Origin of the sequence: Streptomyces sp. NPDC020780 (assembly GCF_044334475.1) — a bacterium.
Taxonomy (GTDB): Bacteria; Actinomycetota; Actinomycetes; order Streptomycetales; family Streptomycetaceae; genus Streptomyces.
The window spans coordinates 337,606-356,316 of the sequence record NZ_JBIRTB010000002.1; the positions used below are offsets into that span (position 1 = coordinate 337,606).

The 18,711-nt window shown below is 71.7% G+C and carries 15 protein-coding genes; 5 read left to right on the forward strand and 10 right to left on the reverse strand.

The genetic code is table 11. From position 1 onward, the window contains the following. Window positions 1-50 precede the first annotated feature (50 nt). The 7 genes from ACH4VO_RS04830 to iolC form a co-directional block, all read right to left on the reverse strand. Window positions 51-641: a DUF4291 domain-containing protein gene (locus ACH4VO_RS04830; protein ID WP_360987798.1), complete on the reverse strand. Its 591-nt coding sequence runs from the start codon at window positions 639-641 to the stop codon at window positions 51-53. A 77-nt stretch (window positions 642-718) separates the two neighbouring features. After that, window positions 719-1,759 carry an aminoglycoside phosphotransferase family protein gene (locus ACH4VO_RS04835; protein WP_360987796.1) on the reverse strand — a complete coding sequence of 347 codons (1,041 nt, stop codon included), beginning with the start codon at window positions 1,757-1,759 and terminating at the stop codon, window positions 719-721. 82 nt (window positions 1,760-1,841) lie between these two features. Beyond that, window positions 1,842-3,341: a CoA-acylating methylmalonate-semialdehyde dehydrogenase gene (locus ACH4VO_RS04840; protein ID WP_360987794.1), complete on the reverse strand. Its 1,500-nt coding sequence runs from the start codon at window positions 3,339-3,341 to the stop codon at window positions 1,842-1,844. A 14-nt stretch (window positions 3,342-3,355) separates the two neighbouring features. Continuing rightward, on the reverse strand, window positions 3,356-5,308 hold the full coding sequence (gene iolD, locus ACH4VO_RS04845; RefSeq protein ID WP_398440866.1) for a 3D-(3,5/4)-trihydroxycyclohexane-1,2-dione acylhydrolase (decyclizing): 1,953 nt from the start codon (window positions 5,306-5,308) through the stop codon (window positions 3,356-3,358). Next, window positions 5,248-6,132 (reverse strand): 5-deoxy-glucuronate isomerase, encoded by an 885-nt coding sequence (iolB, locus tag ACH4VO_RS04850; protein ID WP_360987790.1) that lies wholly within the window; start codon window positions 6,130-6,132, stop codon window positions 5,248-5,250. The genes iolD and iolB overlap by 61 nt, the downstream gene beginning before the upstream one ends. Window positions 6,133-6,169: 37 nt before the next feature. Then, window positions 6,170-7,060 carry a deoxyribose-phosphate aldolase gene (locus ACH4VO_RS04855; protein ID WP_360987788.1) on the reverse strand — a complete coding sequence of 297 codons (891 nt, stop codon included), beginning with the start codon at window positions 7,058-7,060 and terminating at the stop codon, window positions 6,170-6,172. After that, complete coding sequence (iolC, locus tag ACH4VO_RS04860; protein ID WP_360987786.1) at window positions 7,057-8,079, reverse strand: 5-dehydro-2-deoxygluconokinase; 1,023 nt, start codon at window positions 8,077-8,079, stop codon at window positions 7,057-7,059. The genes ACH4VO_RS04855 and iolC overlap by 4 nt, the downstream gene beginning before the upstream one ends. A gap of 142 nt (window positions 8,080-8,221) precedes the next feature. Between iolC and ACH4VO_RS04865 the strand changes: the two genes are divergently transcribed. The 3 genes from ACH4VO_RS04865 to ACH4VO_RS04875 all read left to right on the forward strand — a co-directional run bounded on the left by ACH4VO_RS04865 (window position 8,222) and on the right by ACH4VO_RS04875 (window position 10,233). After that, entirely contained in the window at window positions 8,222-9,148 is a 927-nt protein-coding gene (locus ACH4VO_RS04865) for a sugar phosphate isomerase/epimerase (protein ID WP_360987784.1), read from the forward strand. Between the two features lie 348 nt (window positions 9,149-9,496). Beyond that, window positions 9,497-9,688: a MerR family transcriptional regulator gene (locus tag ACH4VO_RS04870; RefSeq protein ID WP_360987782.1), complete on the forward strand. Its 192-nt coding sequence runs from the start codon at window positions 9,497-9,499 to the stop codon at window positions 9,686-9,688. 239 nt (window positions 9,689-9,927) lie between these two features. Further along, window positions 9,928-10,233 carry a heavy-metal-associated domain-containing protein gene (locus tag ACH4VO_RS04875; protein ID WP_360987915.1) on the forward strand — a complete coding sequence of 102 codons (306 nt, stop codon included), beginning with the start codon at window positions 9,928-9,930 and terminating at the stop codon, window positions 10,231-10,233. 930 nt (window positions 10,234-11,163) lie between these two features. Here the strand turns inward: ACH4VO_RS04875 and ACH4VO_RS04880 are convergent. Both ACH4VO_RS04880 and ACH4VO_RS04885 read right to left on the reverse strand, forming a co-directional pair. Then, the gene (locus ACH4VO_RS04880; protein ID WP_360987780.1) at window positions 11,164-12,462 is read right to left on the reverse strand and encodes a citrate synthase; all 1,299 of its coding nucleotides are present in this window, start codon (window positions 12,460-12,462) and stop codon (window positions 11,164-11,166) included. A gap of 198 nt (window positions 12,463-12,660) precedes the next feature. Continuing rightward, window positions 12,661-14,892: an ATP-dependent RecD-like DNA helicase gene (locus tag ACH4VO_RS04885; RefSeq protein WP_360987778.1), complete on the reverse strand. Its 2,232-nt coding sequence runs from the start codon at window positions 14,890-14,892 to the stop codon at window positions 12,661-12,663. Between the two features lie 381 nt (window positions 14,893-15,273). Between ACH4VO_RS04885 and ACH4VO_RS04890 the strand changes: the two genes are divergently transcribed. After that, window positions 15,274-16,020: a class I SAM-dependent methyltransferase gene (locus ACH4VO_RS04890; RefSeq protein ID WP_360987776.1), complete on the forward strand. Its 747-nt coding sequence runs from the start codon at window positions 15,274-15,276 to the stop codon at window positions 16,018-16,020. 257 nt (window positions 16,021-16,277) lie between these two features. Here ACH4VO_RS04890 and ACH4VO_RS04895 read toward each other — a convergent pair whose 3' ends face one another. Next, on the reverse strand, window positions 16,278-17,705 hold the full coding sequence (locus tag ACH4VO_RS04895) for a hydrogenase expression protein HypA (protein WP_360987774.1): 1,428 nt from the start codon (window positions 17,703-17,705) through the stop codon (window positions 16,278-16,280). Window positions 17,706-18,166: 461 nt separating this feature from the next. Between ACH4VO_RS04895 and ACH4VO_RS04900 the strand changes: the two genes are divergently transcribed. Next, on the forward strand, window positions 18,167-18,370 hold the full coding sequence (locus tag ACH4VO_RS04900; RefSeq protein WP_360987772.1) for a hypothetical protein: 204 nt from the start codon (window positions 18,167-18,169) through the stop codon (window positions 18,368-18,370). The last annotated feature ends 341 nt before the right edge of the window (window positions 18,371-18,711 follow it).

Sequence of the window (18,711 nt, forward strand, 5' to 3'; positions counted from 1 at the left end):
ACCGCGGCCGCGGAGCTCCTACCGGGCGCAGGCAGGGGACCTGCCGTCCCTCACCGGCCGGCAGGCACCGGAGCGCGGAAGCCGGTGAGCGGCTCCTCGGCGGGCAGAAGGGCGGATGCCCGGTCCGTCTCGCCCGCCCTGACCAGTGCGTGGACCTCCTGGGCGAGGGGCGTGACATCGGTGACGGAGACCAGCCACTCGTCCGCGTAACGCCGTGCCGCCTCGCCGCTCAGTCCGAGCTGGAGGGAGCGGTGCGGCAGCGCGTTCAGGTGCAGGTCGCGTTCCGGGTCCCACTGCACCCGGGTGGGGCTGCGGCGCAGGTCGCGCTGCCAGGTGGCCCGGTCGGGGTGCACGCCCCGGACGTAGTGCGAGAGTTCGGCGTTCTCCAGGGCCCAGCCGAAGCCCTCGCGGGTGATCTCGACGGCGAGCACGGTCTCCTGGCCCTCCTTCGTGCCCCAGCCGCAGCGGTACATCATCCACAGGAAGCTCGGCTTGATCCACGTCATGCGGTCACGCTTCCAGGCGGCCGGGAAACGCCCGCCCCGGGCGGTGGGCAGTCCGATGGACGGCGCGTACGCCTGGTAGACGGTGACCGTGGTGGCTGTGTGCCGGGCGCGGATCTGATGGTGCGGTGTGGACATGGCCCCCAGGATGGCCGGGGCGCCGTGCTCGCTGCCACGGGTTTTCCGGCGGGCCGCCGGCCGCCCCTACGAACGTCCTACGGGCGCCGCGTCGGCACCGGGCGGAGCTCCGGCCAGCGGTGGAGGAGCGCGCGGCGCAGGTCCGCCGCGAGGGCGCGCAGTCCCCGCAGCTCACCGCCGTCCTCCGTTGTTCCGGCGACCACCGCGAGCCGGTGGGCGAGCCGTTGGCGGGCGGTCGCCGTGCCCCACTCCCAGTCCTCCTCCGGCACCCGGGCCAGCTGGTCGGCGGCGCCGCGGTGGGCGCGCTGGACCAGGGCGTCGCCGCGGATCAGCCAGCCCGCGCAGGCGTCGGCGAGGCCGGTGTCCGGGAGCGCGCGGCCGGTCGCGGCGTACCAGGCCGCGCGGTACGCGGACTCCGCTCTCTCCAGCAGGGGCCCGGCCGCCCGGGTGACGCACCAGCAGGTCGGGAACCCGATGCGCAGGTAGGCGAGTTCCATCAGCCCGCTGCCCAGGGACGCCTGCTCGAAGTCGATGAACCTGACTCCGTGGGGGGTGTGCAGGTCGTTGCCCGGGCACGGGTCGCCGTGGAGCAGCGCGGTCCCTTCCGCCCGGCCGAGCCGCTCGACGAGGGCGTGCAGTTCCGCCTCGGCACCCGGTGCCGCGCGGACCCCGAGGGCCTCGGCCAGGGTGAGGAAGGAGGTGACGTCCGAGCCGGTCGGGCCCTGCCAGCGGGGCAGGGCTCCGGCGTCACCGGGGCGCGCGGTGGCGTGCAGCCGGGCGAGGGCCGCCGCGTAGCCGACGGTCCAGTCGGGGGCGGGGCGGCCGTGGTCGAGGTGTTCGAGGACGATGACCCGTTCGGCGGGGTCGGTGGCGAGCAGCGCGGGCACGACGGGGGGTCCGGGGGCCCGGGCGGCGATGCGCAGGGCGGCCACCTCGCGCGCGTACCGCTCGTCGGCTCCGGGGCCCGCCACCAGCTGCTTCAGGACGGCCGGCCCGCCGGCGAGCTCGAGGCGCCAGACGTGGGAGCGTGGGCTGCTCTCCAGCTCGGCCGGATGCGCGGGCGGCCCCAGCCGGTCGCTGAGAACCGTGCCGAACGGAAGCTGCGACGCCGTCACCATGCGGTCAGTGTCGCAGCCGGACCCGCCGGTGGTCCCCGCCTTTTCCGAAGGCGGGGACCACCGGGGAACGGGTGCGTGGGCCTCAGTGGTTGCGGGGGAAGCCCAGGTCGACGGATGACGGGGCGTCGGCCGGGTCCGGCCAGCGGGTGGTGACGACCTTGCCGCGGGTGTAGAAGTGCACCCCGTCGTTGCCGTAGATGTGGTGGTCGCCGAAGAGGGAGTCCTTCCAGCCGCCGAAGGAGTGGTAGCCCACCGGTACCGGGATCGGGACGTTGACGCCCACCATGCCGGCCTCGATCTCCATCTGGAAGCGCCGGGCGGCGCCGCCGTCGCGGGTGAAGATCGCGGTGCCGTTGCCGAACGGCGAGGCGTTCATGAGGGCGACGCCCTCCTCGTACGTGTCGACGCGCAGGACGCACAGGACCGGCCCGAAGATCTCGTCCCGGTAGGCGTCGGAGTCCGTGGAGACGTGGTCGAGGAGGGACAGGCCGATCCAGTGGCCGTCCTCGAAGCCCTCGACCGTGTGGCCCGTGCCGTCCAGGACGACCTCGGCGCCCTGGGCGGCGGCGCCGGTGACGTAGGAGGCGACCTTGTCGCGGTGGGCGGCGGTGATCAGCGGGCCCATCTCGGAGGCGGGGTCGGTACCGGGGCCGATCGTGATCTTCTCGGCGCGCTCCTTGATGCGGGCCACGAGTGCGTCGCCGACCGCGCCGACGGCGACGACGGCCGAGATGGCCATGCAGCGCTCCCCGGCGCTGCCGTACGCGGCGGAGACGGCGGCGTCGGCCGCCGCGTCCAGGTCCGCGTCCGGGAGGACCAGCATGTGGTTCTTCGCGCCGCCCAGCGCCTGGACGCGCTTGCCGTTCGCGGAGGCCGTCGCGTGGATGTGGCGGGCGATCGGGGTGGAGCCGACGAAGGAGACGGCGGCGACGTCGGGGTGGGCGAGGAGCGCGTCGACGGCGACCCTGTCGCCGTGCAGGACGTTCAGCACACCGTCGGGCAGGCCGGCCTCGGCGGCCAGCTCGGCCAGCAGGTTGGCGGCCGACGGGTCCTTCTCGCTGGGCTTGAGCACGAAGGTGTTGCCGCAGGCGACGGCCAGCGGGAACATCCACATCGGCACCATGGCCGGGAAGTTGAACGGCGTGATGCCCGCGACGACACCGATCGGCTGGCGGATCGAGGAGACGTCGACCCGGCTGGACACCTGGGTGGACAGTTCGCCCTTGAGCTGGGTGGTGATCCCGCAGGCCAGCTCGACGATCTCCAGACCGCGGGCGACCTCGCCGAGCGCGTCGGAGTGCACCTTGCCGTGCTCGGCGGTGATGAGGGCGGCGATCTCGTCCCGGTGGGCGTCCAGCAGAGCGCGGTAGCGGAAGAGGACGGCGGTGCGTGCGGACAGCGAGGAGGTGCCCCACGTGGCGTACGCGCTCTTCGCGGCGGCGACCGCCAGGTCGACCTCCTCGGCGGAGGCGAGCGCGACCTGCGTGGTGACGGCACCGGTCGCCGGGTCGGTGACCGGGCCGTAGGTGCCCGACGTGCCCTCGACGGCCTTGCCACCGATCCAGTGGTTGACGGTCTTCATGACGGGGTGCTCCTTCAGAGGTGGCGGCGTCGGGCTGCGATCTGCCGGTCGTACTCCTTGCGTGCCTCGGCCGCCGACGGGCGGGTCGCGGTCTCGGCCACAGGAACATCCCACCACGCCTGTGCGGGAGGGGGGCCCGACACTGTGTCTGCCGTTTCGGTCTCCACGTAGACACAAGTGGGACGGTCCGCGCCACGCGCCTCGGCCAGGGCCGCGCGCAGACCCGCCACGGACTTCGCCCGCAGCACCCGCATGCCGAGGGAGGCCGCGTTCGCCGCGAGATCGACGGGGAGCGGGAAGCCGGTGTAGCCGCCGTCCGCGTCCCGGTACCGGTAGGCCGTGCCGAAGCGTTCGGCGCCGACGGCCTCGGAGAGGCCCCCGATGGACGCGTAGCCGTGGTTCTGCAGGATGACGAGCTTGAGGGGAAGGCCCTCCTGGACGGCCGTGACGATCTCGGTGGGGTTCATCAGGTACGTGCCGTCGCCGACGAGGGCCCAGACGGGCCGGCCGGGCGCGGCGAGCTGCACGCCGATGGCGGCCGGGATCTCGTATCCCATGCAGGAGTAGCCGTACTCGACGTGGTACTGGCGCGGGGAGCGCGCCCGCCACAGTTTGTGGAGGTCGCCGGGGAGCGAGCCGGCCGCGTTGATCAGGATGTCGTCCTCGGTGACCAGGGCGTCGAGCAGGCCCAGGACCTGGGCCTGCGTGGGGCGGGCGTCCGGATCGGGGGTGGCGAAGGCGGTGTCGACGCGCTGCTCCCAGCGCGCCTTGGCGTCGGTGTACTCGGTCTCGTAGGCGGGGTCGACGCGGTGACCGCGTGCGTGCAGGGCGGCACCGAGAGCTTCGAGGCCGGTGCGGGCGTCCGCGACGAGCGGGAGGGCGGCGAGCTTGTGGGCGTCGAAGCCGGTGATGGTGAGGTTGAGGAAGCGGACCTCCGGATGGGCGAAGAGGGTGGCGGAGGCGGTGGTGAAGTCGGTGTGACGGGTGCCGATCCCGATGACGAGGTCGGCTTCGCGGGCGAGGGCGTCGGCCGTCGCGGTGCCGGTGTGGCCGATGCCGCCGACGTCGGCCGGGTGGTCGTGGCGCAGCGAGCCCTTGCCCGCCTGGGTGGAGGCGACGGGGATGCGGGTGGCGGCGGCGAAGGCGGCGAGTGCCTCCTCGGCGGCGCTGTGGTGGACACCGCCCCCCGCGACGATCAGGGGCCGGCGGGCGCAGCGCACCGCCCGTACGGCCTGCTCCAGTTCGTACGGGTCGGGGGCGGGCCTGCGTACGTGCCAGACGCGCTCGGCGAAGAACTCGGCCGGCCAGTCGTACGCCTCGGCCTGGACGTCCTGGGGCAGCGCGAGCGTGACGGCGCCCGTGCAGGCCGGGTCGGCGAGGGTCCGCATCGCCTGCAGGGCCGCCGGGATCAGTGCCTCGGGGCGGGTGACGCGGTCGAAGTAGCGGGAGACGGGGCGCAGGCAGTCGTTGACGGACACGTCACCGGCGTACGGCACTTCGAGCTGCTGGAGCACGGGGTCGGCGGGGCGGGTCGCGAAGGTGTCGCCGGGCAGGAGCAGGACGGGCAGGTGGTTGACGGTCGCGAGGGCCGCGCCGGTGACGAGGTTGGTGGCGCCGGGGCCGATGGAGGTCGTCACGGCCTGCGCGGAGAGCCGGCCGGACTGGCGGGCGAATCCGACGGCCGCGTGCACCATGGCCTGTTCGTTGCGGCCCTGGAGGAAGGGCATCGCGGGGCCGGACTCGACGAGCGCCTGTCCGACGCCCGCGACGTTGCCGTGGCCGAAGATGCCCCAGGTGGCGCTGATCAGCCGTTGGCGCCGGCCGTCGCGCTCGGTGTACTGCCGGGCGAGGAAGGCGATCAGCGCCTGGGCGGTGGTGAGCCTGCGGGTGGCGGTACGGGACGTGGTCACCGGCCGGCCTCCTCGCCGTACAGCGGGAGCCGTGGGTCGACCGGCTGCGCGGGCCATGTGTCACGGATCCAGCGGTGGCCGGGGTGGTCCTGGATCAGCCACTCGCGGTGCTCGCCGGGGCCCGCCATCACGTTCAGGTAGTACAGGGTGCGGCCGGGCGGGGCGATGGAAGGGCCGTGCCAGCCGTCGGGGATGAGGACGGCGTCCCCGGTGGCGACCTCGGCGAGGACGTCCGTCCCGCCCGCGCGGGAGGGGGAGACCCGGTGGTAGCCGAGGCCGTCGCCCTCGACCTCGAAGTAGTAGATCTCCTCGAGTACGCACTCGACACCGGGACGGTGCTCGTCGTGCTTGTGCGGGGGGTACGAGGACCAGTTGCCGCCCGGGGTGAGGACCTCCACGGCGATGAGCCGGTCGCACGCGAAGGTGTCGGCGGCGGCGAAGTTGTTGATCTGCCGCGAGCAGGTGCCGGCCCCCCTGAGCTCGACCGGTACCTCCGGCGCGGGGCCGTAGCGAGCGGGGAGTCGTCGCTCGCACTTCGCTCCTGCCAGGGCGAAGCGACCTCCTGCGCCGGAGGCGATCTGTGCGCGGGCGTCACGTGGAAGATAGGCAAAATCGGTCACTGCGCCGAACGGGCTTGCCCTGCCGCGCAGTTCAAAGATCTCATCTGCCGTCCGCACCGTACAGCCGCCGGTCAACGGCAGGACGATCCATTCGCTCTCCCCGGTGACCAGGGTGTGAACACCACCCGGTTCGAGCTCCAGCACCCGCAGGCTCGACCGGTCCCAGCCGACCGTCTCGGGGCCGATGTCGAGGGAGTACGGGCCGCTCGCCGTGTCCCCGGCCCGCAGGTGGTACCGCTGCTGCTCCTCGCGCGTCGTCATGACCGCATCCCTACCCTTTCGCGCGGCGGGTGTTCCCTCACAACAGCCCCACGGCCGTGTCGACCGCCGCCGCCACGTCCCCGCCGGTCGGGTAGAGCAGCGAACGCCCGACGACCAGGCCCCGCACCGTCGGCAGCCGCAGTGCCCCGCGCCACTTCTCGTACGCCCCGTCCAGATCGCCCTTGACCTCGCCGCCGAGCAGGACCGTGGGCAGGGTCGAGGCGCGCAGCACCCGCTCCATGGCGTCGGGGTCCTCCGTGACGGGGACCTTGAGCCAGGTGTAGGCGGAGGTGCCGCCCAGCCCCGAGGCGATGGCGATGGAGGCCGTGACGGCGGCGGCCCCCAGGTCGGTGCGGAGCCCGTCGCCGGTGCGCCGGCAGAGGAACGGCTCGATGAAGACGGGCAGCCGGTGATCCGCCATCGCGTTCACGGTGCGGGCGGCGGTGTGCAGGGTCTCCAGGGAGGCGGGGTCCTCGTGGTCGATCCGCAGCAGCATCTTGCCCGCGTCGAAGTTCTGCCGTGCCAGGTCGATGGGGCGGTGGCCGGTGAAGCGGTCGTCGAGTTCGAAGGCGGCTCCGGCGAGCCCGCCGCGGTTCATGGAGCCGATGACGACCTTGTCCTCCAGGGCGCCGAGGAGCAGCAGGTCCTCCAGGACGTCCGCTGCGGCCAGTACGCCGTCGACGCCGGGGCGGGAGAGGGCGAGACAGAGGCGTTCCAGCAGCTCGAAGCGGTCGGCCATGGCCGTCTCGTCGTCGCCGACGGCGAGGGCACCGCGGGCGGGGTGGTCGGCGGCGATGATCATCAGGCGGCCGGTGGGGCCGAGGAGGGGGCGTCTGCTGCGGGCGGCGGCGGCCTCGGCGACCGCCTCGGGGCGGTGCGCCCGGAGCCGGACGAGGTCGGCGACGCCGGAGGCGGCGGGCGGGGTCACGGGGCGGTTCCGGGGGCTTCCGCGGCCGGGGCGGCCGAGGGCACGCCGCCGGCGGTGAGGGCCTGTTCGACCTCGTGCGGGAACGGCATCGCGGAGGAGCAGGCGAGGCGGGAGGCGACGATGGCGCCCGCCGCGTTCGCGTAACGCACCGTGCGTGCGGTGTCCCATCCGGCGAGCAGGCCGTGGCAGAGGGCGCCGCCGAACGCGTCGCCCGCTCCGAGCCCGTTGACGACGTCCACGGGCAGGGGCGGGACCTCGGCGGTGGTGCCGTCGCGGTGGACGGCGAGCACGCCCGCGGGGCCCTGCTTGACGACGGCGAGTTCGACCCCGGCGGCCAGCAGGGCGCGGGCGGCCGTGTGCGGGTCGCGTGCCCCGGTGGCGATCTCGCACTCGTCGACGTTCCCCACGGCGACCGTGGCGTGGGCGAGTGCCTCGCGGTACCGGGCGCGGGCGACGGAGCCGTGGTCCCCCTCCTCCCAGAACATCGGCCGCCAGTCGAGGTCGAAGACCGTGACGTGTCCGGGCGGCGGCCCCGGTGCCGCGGCGCGGGCCCGGAGTGCGGCGAGGGTGGCGGACCGGCTGGGCTCGGCGCACAGTCCGGTTCCGGTCATCCAGAAGACGCGGGCGGCACGCACCGCGTCGAGGTCCAGTTCGTCGGCGTGGATCTCCAGATCGGGGGCCTTGGGCTGCCGGTAGAAGTAGAGCGGGAAGTCGTCCGGCGGGAAGATCTCGCAGAAGGTGACGGGGGTGGGGTAGCGCGCCACGTCGCTCACCCAGCGGGCGTCCACACCGAACGCGCCGAGTTCCTCGCGGAGGTAGTCCCCGAAGGGGTCCCGGCCGGTCCGCGTGATCACGGCCGTGCGCCGCCCGAGCCGCGCGGCGGCCACGGCGACGTTGGACGGCGAGCCGCCGAGGAACTTCCCGAAGGTCTCGACCCGGGCCAGCGGAACACCGGTCTGCAGCGGGTAGATGTCCACCCCGATCCGCCCCATGGTGATCACGTCATACGGCTCAGGCATACGCATCCCTTCGGTCCGCGTATCGGTCGCGGCCGGACGACTGGTCCCAGGTCTAGCCCTCGCCCCGCACCCTGTCAACGCTTTGTCCGGACATTCGGACGGTCCCTTGACACTCGATTTCCGGCCCTGAAAGGTGGGCGGCATGACCTCCTCCGCACCCGGCCCGGCCCGCGTCCGCATCGGTTCGGCACCCGATTCCTGGGGAGTGTGGTTCCCCGACGATCCGCGGCAGGTGCCCTGGGAACGCTTCCTCGACGAGGTCTCCGAGGCGGGCTACCGGTGGATCGAGCTCGGCCCGTACGGTTATCTGCCCACCGACCCCGCCCGGCTCGCGGACGAGACCGCACGCCGCGGCCTCACCGTCTCCGCGGGCACCGTCTTCACCGGACTGCACCACGGCCCGGACGTCTGGGACAGCACCTGGGCGCATGTCGACGGCATCGCGGCACTCACCCGGGCGATGGGCGCCGAACACCTGGTGGTCATCCCGTCGTTCTGGCGGGACGACAAGACCGGTGCGGTCCTGGAGGACCGCACCCTCACGGCGGCGCAGTGGCGCGATCTCACCGCCCAGACGGAGCGGCTGGGACATGAGGTGCGGGAGCGCTACGGGCTGCGGATCGTCGTGCACCCGCACGCCGATACGCACATCGACAGCGAGGAGAACGTCAGCCGCTTCCTCGACGCGACCGACCCCGACCTGGTCTCCCTCTGCCTCGACACGGGCCACTACGCGTACTGCGGCGGGGACAGCGTGAAGCTCATCGAGACCTACGGCGAACGGATCGGCTATCTGCACCTCAAACAGGTGGACCCGGTGATCCTGGCGGAGGTCGTGGCGAACGAGGTGCCGTTCGGGCCCGCGGTGGCGCGCGGGGTGATGTGCGAGCCGCCGGGCGGAGTGCCCGCGCTGGAACCCGTACTCGACGCGGCGCGCGCCCTGGGCACCGATCTCTTCGCGATCGTCGAGCAGGACATGTACCCGTGCCCGCCGGACAAACCGTTGCCCATCGCCCGCCGCACCCGCGCGTTCCTCCGGACCTGCGGACCCGCCCGGCCCGCCGTCTGATCCCGCCGGCCACGGTGGCCACGTGACCGCAGCGGCGTCAGGGCGTCAGGGCGTCAGGTCAGCGACGTCAGCTCGCGGCCTCGGGTCGCGTCAGCCCAGCGGCGTCAGGGCGGGAGCGGCGTGCATGGCCACTGCGGCTGAGCAGTCACCCGGGGGCTCGGCGGTCGCCACGGCCCGGCGAGCCGCCCGCACCTCTCGGGTCAGGTCATCTCCGCGTCACATATGTACGCGTTCCGTCGGGCTTGCGTCACAGCTTCACTACATCCCCTGCCCCGCGTGCCGCCCCTCTCGTTCGCCGATCAGGGCGGCGCGGTGGGTGCGGCACGGGGATACGGAGAGGTGTCATTCATGACGGACAGCAGGCTCTGGTCGTACAAGGACATTGCCGCGCACATCAGGGTCCGGCCGGACACCGTCCGCTCGTACCGCAAGCACGGGCTGCTCCCACCACCGGACGACGTCCAGCACGGGAAGCCGTACTGGTATGTGGACACCGTGCTCGCCTGGGTCGCGGCCCGGCCCAGCAACCGGGGTCGTTGACGGCTCAGGTGCTCCTGGATCCGGCCATGGCGCGCGGGGAAGCGGAACGGGACGCGTACAAGCGGGAGTTGACGGCGGTGCTCGACCGCTACCTGGAGCCGCCGCCCTGCGAACGGATCCCGCAGGGCGCACTGCGGGACATCGATACCCCCTGGGGGTATAGTGCAGGCGTACGGGTATTCACCCCCGGGCGATTGCCCGTACGCCAGTCCCAGTGTGCTCGCGAAGAGGAGAACGTCATGACCGCCGAACCCCGGACCCCCCAGGCCGCCGGCTCCTGCTGCTCGTCCACCGGCTCCTGCAGCGACGGGGCGTCCGACGCCCAGGCCGGAGCCGTCACCACGGTGTACGAGGTGAAGGGCATGACCTGCGGCCACTGCGAGGGGGCCGTCTCCGAGGAGATCTCCGGACTCGAAGGAGTCACCTCGGTGAAGGCCGAGGCTTCGACCGGACGGGTGACGGTCGCGTCCGCCGCCCCGCTGACCGAGGACGCCGTGCGCGCCGCCGTCGACGAGGCGGGTTACGAGCTGGTCGGCCTCGCCTGAGCACCCACCCGGCGGGGCGGCCCGACGCCCGGACGAACCGCCACCCGCACCGCCCCACCGGACCGGCTCCCGCCGCGGGGACACGCGAGGGGGCCGGCCCGACGTGTTCGTGGAGAAATCAAGGTGGCGACTGCCGCCGACCGGCAGTCACGGCGTACGCTGTCAGCCATCAGAGGCAACCTCCTCCGGGCCTTCGGTTCCTACGTGGCCGCTCCGCCCCGCGCTGTGTTCGGGCTGCTCAGCCCGATGATCGCGGGGTGCGACCACGGCGTTGCCACCGGCCTTCGCCCTAACGGCCGGTCGCCGGTTGCGCACCTTCACATGATGCACACAAAGAGACTTAGATCACACCGATTCGAGGGTAACCATCTGATGGGTTGGTGAGTCTAAGAGTGCGATGCCAAGGATGTCTTGGGGGACGTCCGACGGAGTGTCTTGGGGGACGCTCCGGGCAAGTGTTGGCCGGGGCACGTGCACCGGGGAGCTTTGAGCGGCCCTCCCGTACGTACCCCGGCGGACCGCACAGCAGGACAGAACTGAACAGCATCACCGCAAGGACAACGGGAGTTACGGCTCCCGGCAGACGCCCGGCCGGATCCCGTGGGGGGAATCCGCTCCGGGACATGGGAAACGCCCTGTCCGTCGACCCGTGGGGGGATCGGCGGCGGGGCGTTTCTCGCGTTCCCGGACCACCACGCACGCCGGTCGACGCACCACACCGGTCGGCGGAGCGCCCAGGTGCGCGAAGCGCCCCCCGGCGTCCCGATCCGCCCCGGAACGCCGAATCGCCCCGGACACCGCACCCTGCTGGGCAGAGTGCGGTACGCGGGGCGAAGGCGGGGGCCTGAAACGAGGCCCGGATACTACGGCGGTTCCGCGGGGCCGGTCTCCACGACCCGGCCTCCATGACGCGGACTCGGCGACCCGGTGTCAGCGGCTCTCGGCCGGGACGAAGTCACGCAGGACCTCGCCGGTGTAGATCTGGCGCGGGCGGCCGATGCGCGATCCCGGCTCCTTGATCATCTCGTGCCACTGGGCGATCCAGCCGGGAAGCCGGCCGAGCGCGAAGAGCACGGTGAACATCTCGGTCGGGAAACCCATGGCGCGGTAGATCAGGCCCGTGTAGAAGTCCACGTTGGGATAGAGGTTGCGCGAGACGAAGTACTCGTCGGAGAGCGCGTGCTCCTCCAGCTTGAGGGCGATGTCGAGCAGCTCGTCGGACTTGCCGAGCGAGGACAGCACGTCGTGGGCAGCGGCCTTGATGATCTTGGCGCGCGGGTCGAAGGACTTGTACACCCGGTGGCCGAAGCCCATCAGGCGGACGCCGTCCTCCTTGTTCTTCACCTTCTGGATGAAGGAGTCGACGTCGCCCCCGTTGGCCTGGATGCCTTCGAGCATCTCCAGCACCGACTGGTTGGCGCCACCGTGCAGCGGGCCCCACAGGGCCGAGATGCCGGCGGAGATCGACGCGAACATGTTCGCCTGCGATGAGCCGACCAGACGCACGGTGGAGGTCGAACAGTTCTGCTCGTGGTCCGCGTGCAGGATGAGCAGCTTCTCGAGCGCCGCGACGACGACCGGGTCCGGCACGTACTCCTGGGCCGGCACGGAGAACGTCATGCGCAGGAAGTTCTCGACGTAGCCGAGGTCGTTGCGCGGGTAGACGAACGGGTGACCGATCGACTTCTTGTAGGCGTACGCCGCGATCGTCGGGAGCTTGGCCAGCAGACGGATCGTCGAGAGGTGGCGCTGCTCCTCGTCGAACGGGTTGTGGCTGTCCTGGTAGAAGGTGGACAGCGCGCTGACGACCGAGGAGAGCATGGCCATCGGGTGGGCGTCACGCGGGAAGCCGTCGAAGAAACGCTTGACGTCCTCGTGCAGCAGCGTGTGCTGGGTGATCTCGTTCTTGAAGGCCGACAGCTCGTCGACCTTGGGAAGCTCGCCGTTGATCAGCGTGTAGGCGACCTCGAGGAACGTCGAGCTCTCGGCGAGCTGCTCGATCGGGTAGCCGCGGTAGCGCAGGATGCCCTGCTCGCCGTCGAGGTAGGTGATGGCGGATTTGTACGCGGCCGTGTTGCCGTATCCGCTGTCCAGCGTCACCAGGCCCGTGTTGGCCCGGAGCTTCCCGATGTCGAAGCCCCTGTCGCCGACGGTGCTGTCGATCACCGGGTAGGTGTACTCGTCATCGCCGTACCGCAGTACTACAGCGTTGTTGGTGTGCTCGCTCACGTCATCCCTCACCGACGTAGTGCCTCTTCTTCGAGGTGCCCTGACTGTTCTCCACCCTCCCCCATTCGGCTCAGGAGAGTGCACTCGGGGTCGTCCATTGGACCTACTGGCGGCACTGAGTGCCGCCAAGTTACTCATCCTGCCCCCTGTCCCCCGGTTCCGGAAGGGCTCAGTGATGTTTCCCACCGTTTTGATCGATCATTTTGCCGCGAAGTCTTCCACCGGTCCTCCGCGCAGCCGGAAATCCAGCGCCGTGCAGCGTCTTCCTGCGGAAACCGTGCGGACCGCCTGCCCGATGGCCTTGCGGGAGCCGACCAGCACGACGAGCTTCTTCGCCCTGGTCACGGCTGTGTACAGCAGGTTCCTCTGGAGCATCATCCAGGCGCTGGTGGTGACGGGGATGACGACCGCCGGGTACTCGCTGCCCTGGGAACGGTGGATCGTCATGGCGTAGGCATGGGCCAGCTCGTCGAGTTCGTCGAAGTCGTAGGCGATCTCCTCGTCCTCGTCCGTGCGGACCGTCAGCTTCTGCTCGTCCGCGTCGAGGGCGGTGACGACGCCGACCGTGCCGTTGAAGACGCCGTTCTCCCCTTTCTCGTAGTTGTTGCGGATCTGGGTGACCTTGTCGCCGACCCGGAAGACCCGGCCGCCGAACCGCTTCTCCGGCAGATCGGGCCGGCCGGGGGTGATGGCCTGCTGGAGCAGGCCGTTGAGGTGTCCGGCGCCGGCCGGCCCCCGGTGCATCGGAGCGAGGACCTGTACGTCACGCCGGGCGTCCAGCCCGAACTTGGCGGGAATGCGGCGGGCCGCGACGTCCACGGCGAGCACTCCGGCGTCCTCCGTCTCGTCCTCCACGAAGAGGAAGAAGTCACTCAGCCCCTGGGTGAGCGGGGGCACCCCGGAGTTGATCCGGTGGGCGTTGGTGACGACGCCGGACTGCTGGGCCTGCCGGAAGATCGTCGTCAGCCGGACGAACGGCACCGGGCCGCCCTCGGCGAGCAGGTCCCGCAGCACCTCCCCCGCGCCGACCGAGGGGAGCTGGTCCACATCTCCCACCAGCAGGAGGTGGGCACCCGGTGCCACCGCCTTGACGAGCTTGTTGGCAAGCAGCAGGTCGAGCATCGACGCCTCGTCGACGACGACGAGGTCGGCGTCCAGCGGCCGGTCCCGGTCGTACGCCGCGTCCCCGCCCGGTTTCAGCTCCAGCAGCCGGTGCACGGTGGACGCCTCGGCGCCGGTCAGCTCCGAGAGCCGCTTCGCGGCCCGCCCGGTGGGGGCGGCCAGCACCACCTTCGCGTTCTTGGCACGGGCCAGCTCGACGACGGACCGTACGGTGAACGACTTGCCGCAGCCGGGACCGCCGGTCAGGACGGCGACCTTCCGGCTGAGCGCGAGCCGGACGGCGGCCTCCTGCTCGGGCGCCAGCTTCGCCCCCGTGCGCCGGGCGAGCCAGCCGAGCGCCTTCTCCCAGTCGACGTCCCGGAAGGCCGGCATGCGGTCCTCCGGCGTACGCAGCAGGAGCTGCACCTGGGCGGCGAGGGAGATCTCGGCGCGGTGGAAGGGCACGAGGTACACGGCGGTGACGGGCTGTCCGTCCTCCGGGCCCGGCACCTTCTCCCGTACGACACCTTCCGGGTCCTCGGCGAGCTCGGCCAGGCACTCGATGACGAGCCCCGTGTCCACCTGGAGCAGCTTCACCCCGTCCGCGATCAGCCGCTCCTCGGGGAGGAAGCAGTGCCCCTGGTCGGTGGACTGCGAAAGGGCGTACTGCAGACCGGCCTTGACCCGCTCGGGGCTGTCGTGCGGGATGCCGACGGCCTGGGCGATCCGGTCGGCGGTGAGGAATCCGATGCCCCAGACGTCGGCGGCCAGCCGGTAGGGCTGGTTCTTCACGACGGAGATGGAGGCGTCCCCGTACTTCTTGTAGATGCGGACGGCGATGGAGGTCGAGACGCCGACGCTCTGCAGGAAGACCATCACCTCCTTGATGGCCTTCTGTTCCTCCCAGGCCGCGGCGATCATCTTCGTCCGCTTCGGACCGAGCCCCGGCACTTCCACCAGCCGCTCGGGTCGCTGCTCGATGATGTCCAGGGTGTCGACGCCGAAGTGGGTGGTGATGCGGTCGGCCATGACGGGACCGATGCCCTTGATCAGGCCGGAGCCGAGGTAGCGGCGGATGCCCTGGATGGTGGCGGGGAGCACCGTGGTGTAGTTCTCGACGGTGAACTGCTTGCCGTACTGCGGATGGGAGCCCCAGCGCCCCTCCATCCGCAGGGACTCGCCCGGCTGGGCACCCAGCAGTGAGCCGACGACGGTGAGCAGATCGTTGCTCCCGCGCCCGGTGTCGACGCGGGCGACGGTGTAGCCGTTCTCCTCGTTGGCGTAGGTGATCCGCTCCAGGACGCCTTCGAGCACGGCCGTGTTGGACATGGTCCCGACCGTATCGGGCGGGACCGACAGTCCCAAGGCCACACTGCGAACCCCTCCCCGGCGCCCGCGCCGAGCGCCGAGCGTCAGAGAGAAGCCAGAGACACGGTCGCGCCCGACTTGCACGCATATTCCCGTCCCTGGCTTCCCGACGACCGGCAGGCCTCGCGTGTGGCGGAGAAAGGGGGGTCGGCGGGGCGGTACGGGGGCCCGGGGCGGGGGCTGAGGGGCGCGGGGAGGTGCGTACGGGCCGGAGGTGGCGGGGTGGGCGGCAGGGGGTCTCCGAGGCCGCCGCCCGGCCGCTCAGGCGGGGCGCCCAACCGTGCTGACCTGGCCTTATACCCGGGTGAGCAGGTAGATTGAGACCTTCCGAAAGGGGGCCGGATGGACCGGAACACACGCACGGTCGAGGACGTTCTACGGCTCATGGACGGCCTCTTCGCGCCGGAGGCCGACCGGTGGACCGGCGGAGCGGGGGCGTGGTGGGACGCGTTCTACGAGGACCGGTCGAAGCCCGTGCCCTTCTTCGTGGCGAAGCCCGACGAGAGCCTGGCGTCGTACGTCGACCGGGGCCTGATCCGCCCCGGGCGGGCGCTCGACCTCGGCTGCGGGCCGGGGCGCAATGCGCTGTACCTTGCCGCGCTCGGCTTCGAGGTGGACGCCGTCGACCTGTCGCCGGGGGCGCTCGCCTGGGCCGAGGAGCGGGCCGGTGACGCCGGGGCAGGCATCCGCTTCCACTGCGGGGACGCCTTCGCCGAGGACGCGCCTGCCGGGCCGTACGACCTGATCTGCGACTCGGGCTGCTTCCACCATCTGCCGCCCCACCGTCGTGTCAGTTACCTCGAGTTGGTGGAGCGCACCCTCGTACCCGGTGGGCACCTCGCTCTCAGCTGCTTCGCCGCCGGGGCGATGGGTTCCGAACTCTCCGACGCCGAGTTCTACGGTGGTGCGGGGCTTCGTGGCGGCCTCGCCTACACACCGGAGTCCCTACGCTGGATCTTCTCCGGGATGGAGGAGGTCGAACTCCGGCGGATGCGGGACGAGCCGGACGACTCCCTCCGCTTCGGCGAGGACTTCCTCTGGACCGCGCTGTTCAGGAAGCCCGAGGGGCCCGGTACTCCCGGTCGATGACCGCCGTTGCCTCGACGGCCACCCTGGCCATGCCGCAAGCCGCCCACCGACCGGGCCGCGTTCGCTCCGACACCGCTGTACCGAACGGGGGTTGCGGGGCCATGCGGGCGGGCGAGATCACCGCAGGCGCGCCGGGAGCATATCCGGATGGTCCGGGTGGTCGCTGCGGCGTGGTCCGCGCCCGACCCGGGGCGGACACGGTGGAGCCCCCCGGTGACGACCGGGGGGCTCCTCCTGACGGGCCGGAGCCCGGTGGGTCACACCGTGAGCTTCACGGCCTCGAACCAGTTGTTGTTGTCGGTGGTGCCGACGAACATGAACTCGGGCCGGCTGTTCTTGCAGTACTGCGGGCCCCAGCCGCCGTTCTGCATCTTGGCCGTGTGGCAGACGCCGCCCTTGCCGATGTTCATGGCGAAGGCCGTCATGAAGGGGGCGCCGGGCTTCGAGCTGCCTATGTAGTTGTTCTTGCCGTCTTCGACGATGGCCGTCCAGCTCGGGACCCACGTGGCTTTACCGCTCGTCGAACCCGGGTCGTGCAGCATGGCGTTGGCGGAGGACCCGCCGACGTTCCACACCGCGATGTTGAGGGCCGTGATCCGCTTGCCCTGGCCGGCCGTCCCGGCCATCGTCCCGTCGCACACCGGCGCCTGCCAGCCGCTCCCGGAGACGAAGGTCCGGTAGCAGATGTGCCGCCCCCCGGGGTCGCCCTTGGCGAGGCTGCTCAACGCGCTGGCAGCCGTGTACGGCGGCGCCTTCGCCGTCACCGTCGCTGTGGGCTTGCGTTCGGGCTTGACCGGTGGCGGTACGATCACCGGTTTGGGGGTCGGCGACACGGACGGCTTCTCCTTCTGCACCACCTTCGGCTTCGGCTTCTCCTTCTCCTTGCTCGGAGTCACGGAGGGAGTCGGCGACTTGCTGGTGTAGGTCTGCGGGCGCACGGAGCCTTCGGTGTCCAGGACCGTGCCTGCCGCGTTCTGCGTGCGGTCCTTCTCGGGCTTGCGGTCGTCCTGACCCGCCACGAGGAAGGGCACGGAGATCAGGATCGCGCCGATGATCGCCGCCGCGGCCAGCATCGGCTTCTTGGGCCGGCTGCCGGGCGGTTCGCCGTCCGCGTGCGTACCCGCGCCCGCGCCGCCGCTGCCCGCCGCCGCGACCGCGGCGGCCGGGGCCCCGCCGACGGCACCGGAGGCCGCGGACGCCGCGGCCCGGTCGGACGCCGACGCCGCGGACGCAACCGTGCTCTCGGCGGAGTTGGCCGAGGCAGGTTCGGGCGCCTCCTCCGCCGACGGCTCCGGTGCGCCGATACCCCGCACGGCACCGGTGCCGGAAGCGCCGGTGGCGGCTGCGGCGTTATCCGCTCGCTCCGTGGTCTGCGTCCGGGCGTCCGCGCCCTCGGCGGCCTTGTTCTCGGAGCCTGCGCTCCTCGGGCCCCCGCTCTCCGGGCTCCCGCTCGTCGGGCCCTGCGCGTCGGCGTCCGCGGCGGCCGCTGCGGACGAGGCGCCCTTGCGGCCGCGCAGGCCGCCCGGCGTCAGGGCGTCACCGGGGTCCCCGGCCGGTCCCTGCATCGGCACCGCCCGGCGGACGGACACCGACGGACTCCCGGACGCCCCGGCCGCGCCGGCCGCCCCGGAGGACGTGCCCGAACTCGGCGGTATGTGGCTGGAAGGATCATGCTCACGTGCCATGCAATTTCCTTACTCATATGCGGGTTCGGCGTTCGTGTCGCGGCGCGCTCCGCACCCACGCACGACCGGACCTCACCCACCTCGGCCGTGGGGTGAGCCAAGTCCTCTGGAGGACAACCGTGTTGGCAGATAGCGCGGGGTGTCATGCCTGAACGGTTCGGGCCCGGGACGACGGTACAGGAACTCCCTCGAGCATGGTCGGCCAACCGAGCCCGCCCGCGGCAGCGCACCCCTCCGGGGCCTCCGGGTGGCGAAACCTCCGCACACTCCCGGCTCGCGCGGAGACTTCGGCTTCGAGGCGGAAGCCGTCACCGCTGTCGTCGGTGCCATCACCCAGGGCCGAGGAGCCGGTCGCCGGGACCGCTTCCCCTTCGACGACGCCTGCGCCGAGGACACGGTGCCGGCCGTACAGCCTGGCCCGCGACTCGGGCGGCTTCCACTTCGAGGATGTGGAATTCCGAATGGGGGAGAATCCGGACCACCTCTCCGCCGAGCTGCTGGCCGCGGGTCTGATAGGCCCTGACTCCTCGTGCGCGGAGGAGGAAACCGGCAACCATGACTGCTTCGACCATGACACCGATGACGAGGACCGTCTCGTGCAGACGAACGCGGACTACTTCCTCCTGCCCTCACCGCAACTGCCGACAGAGGTGGCGGCCAAGTGATCCAGCTCGCCCCGGACACGTATGTCACCTTCTGCAAGGGCATGAGCATGTCCACGCTGTCCGCCGTCTTCGCCGAAGCCGGGCATCCCATATCCGACGGTGCCGGTCGTCCGGCTGGACCTGGGTGACGCAGGACGCGCGCTCGGCATCGGCATCGGCATCGGCATCGGCATCGGCATCGGCATCGGCATCGGCATCGGACGGATTCTCCGTCAGCGATCTGGCGTGCTACGTCACCGGCTTCCGCTACGCGGACCGCGCAGACCGGCCCGAACCGATGGAGACCGTGTTCCTGGCGTCGACGCCCGCCCGTCCGTGCGAGCACGGACAGAACTACGTGA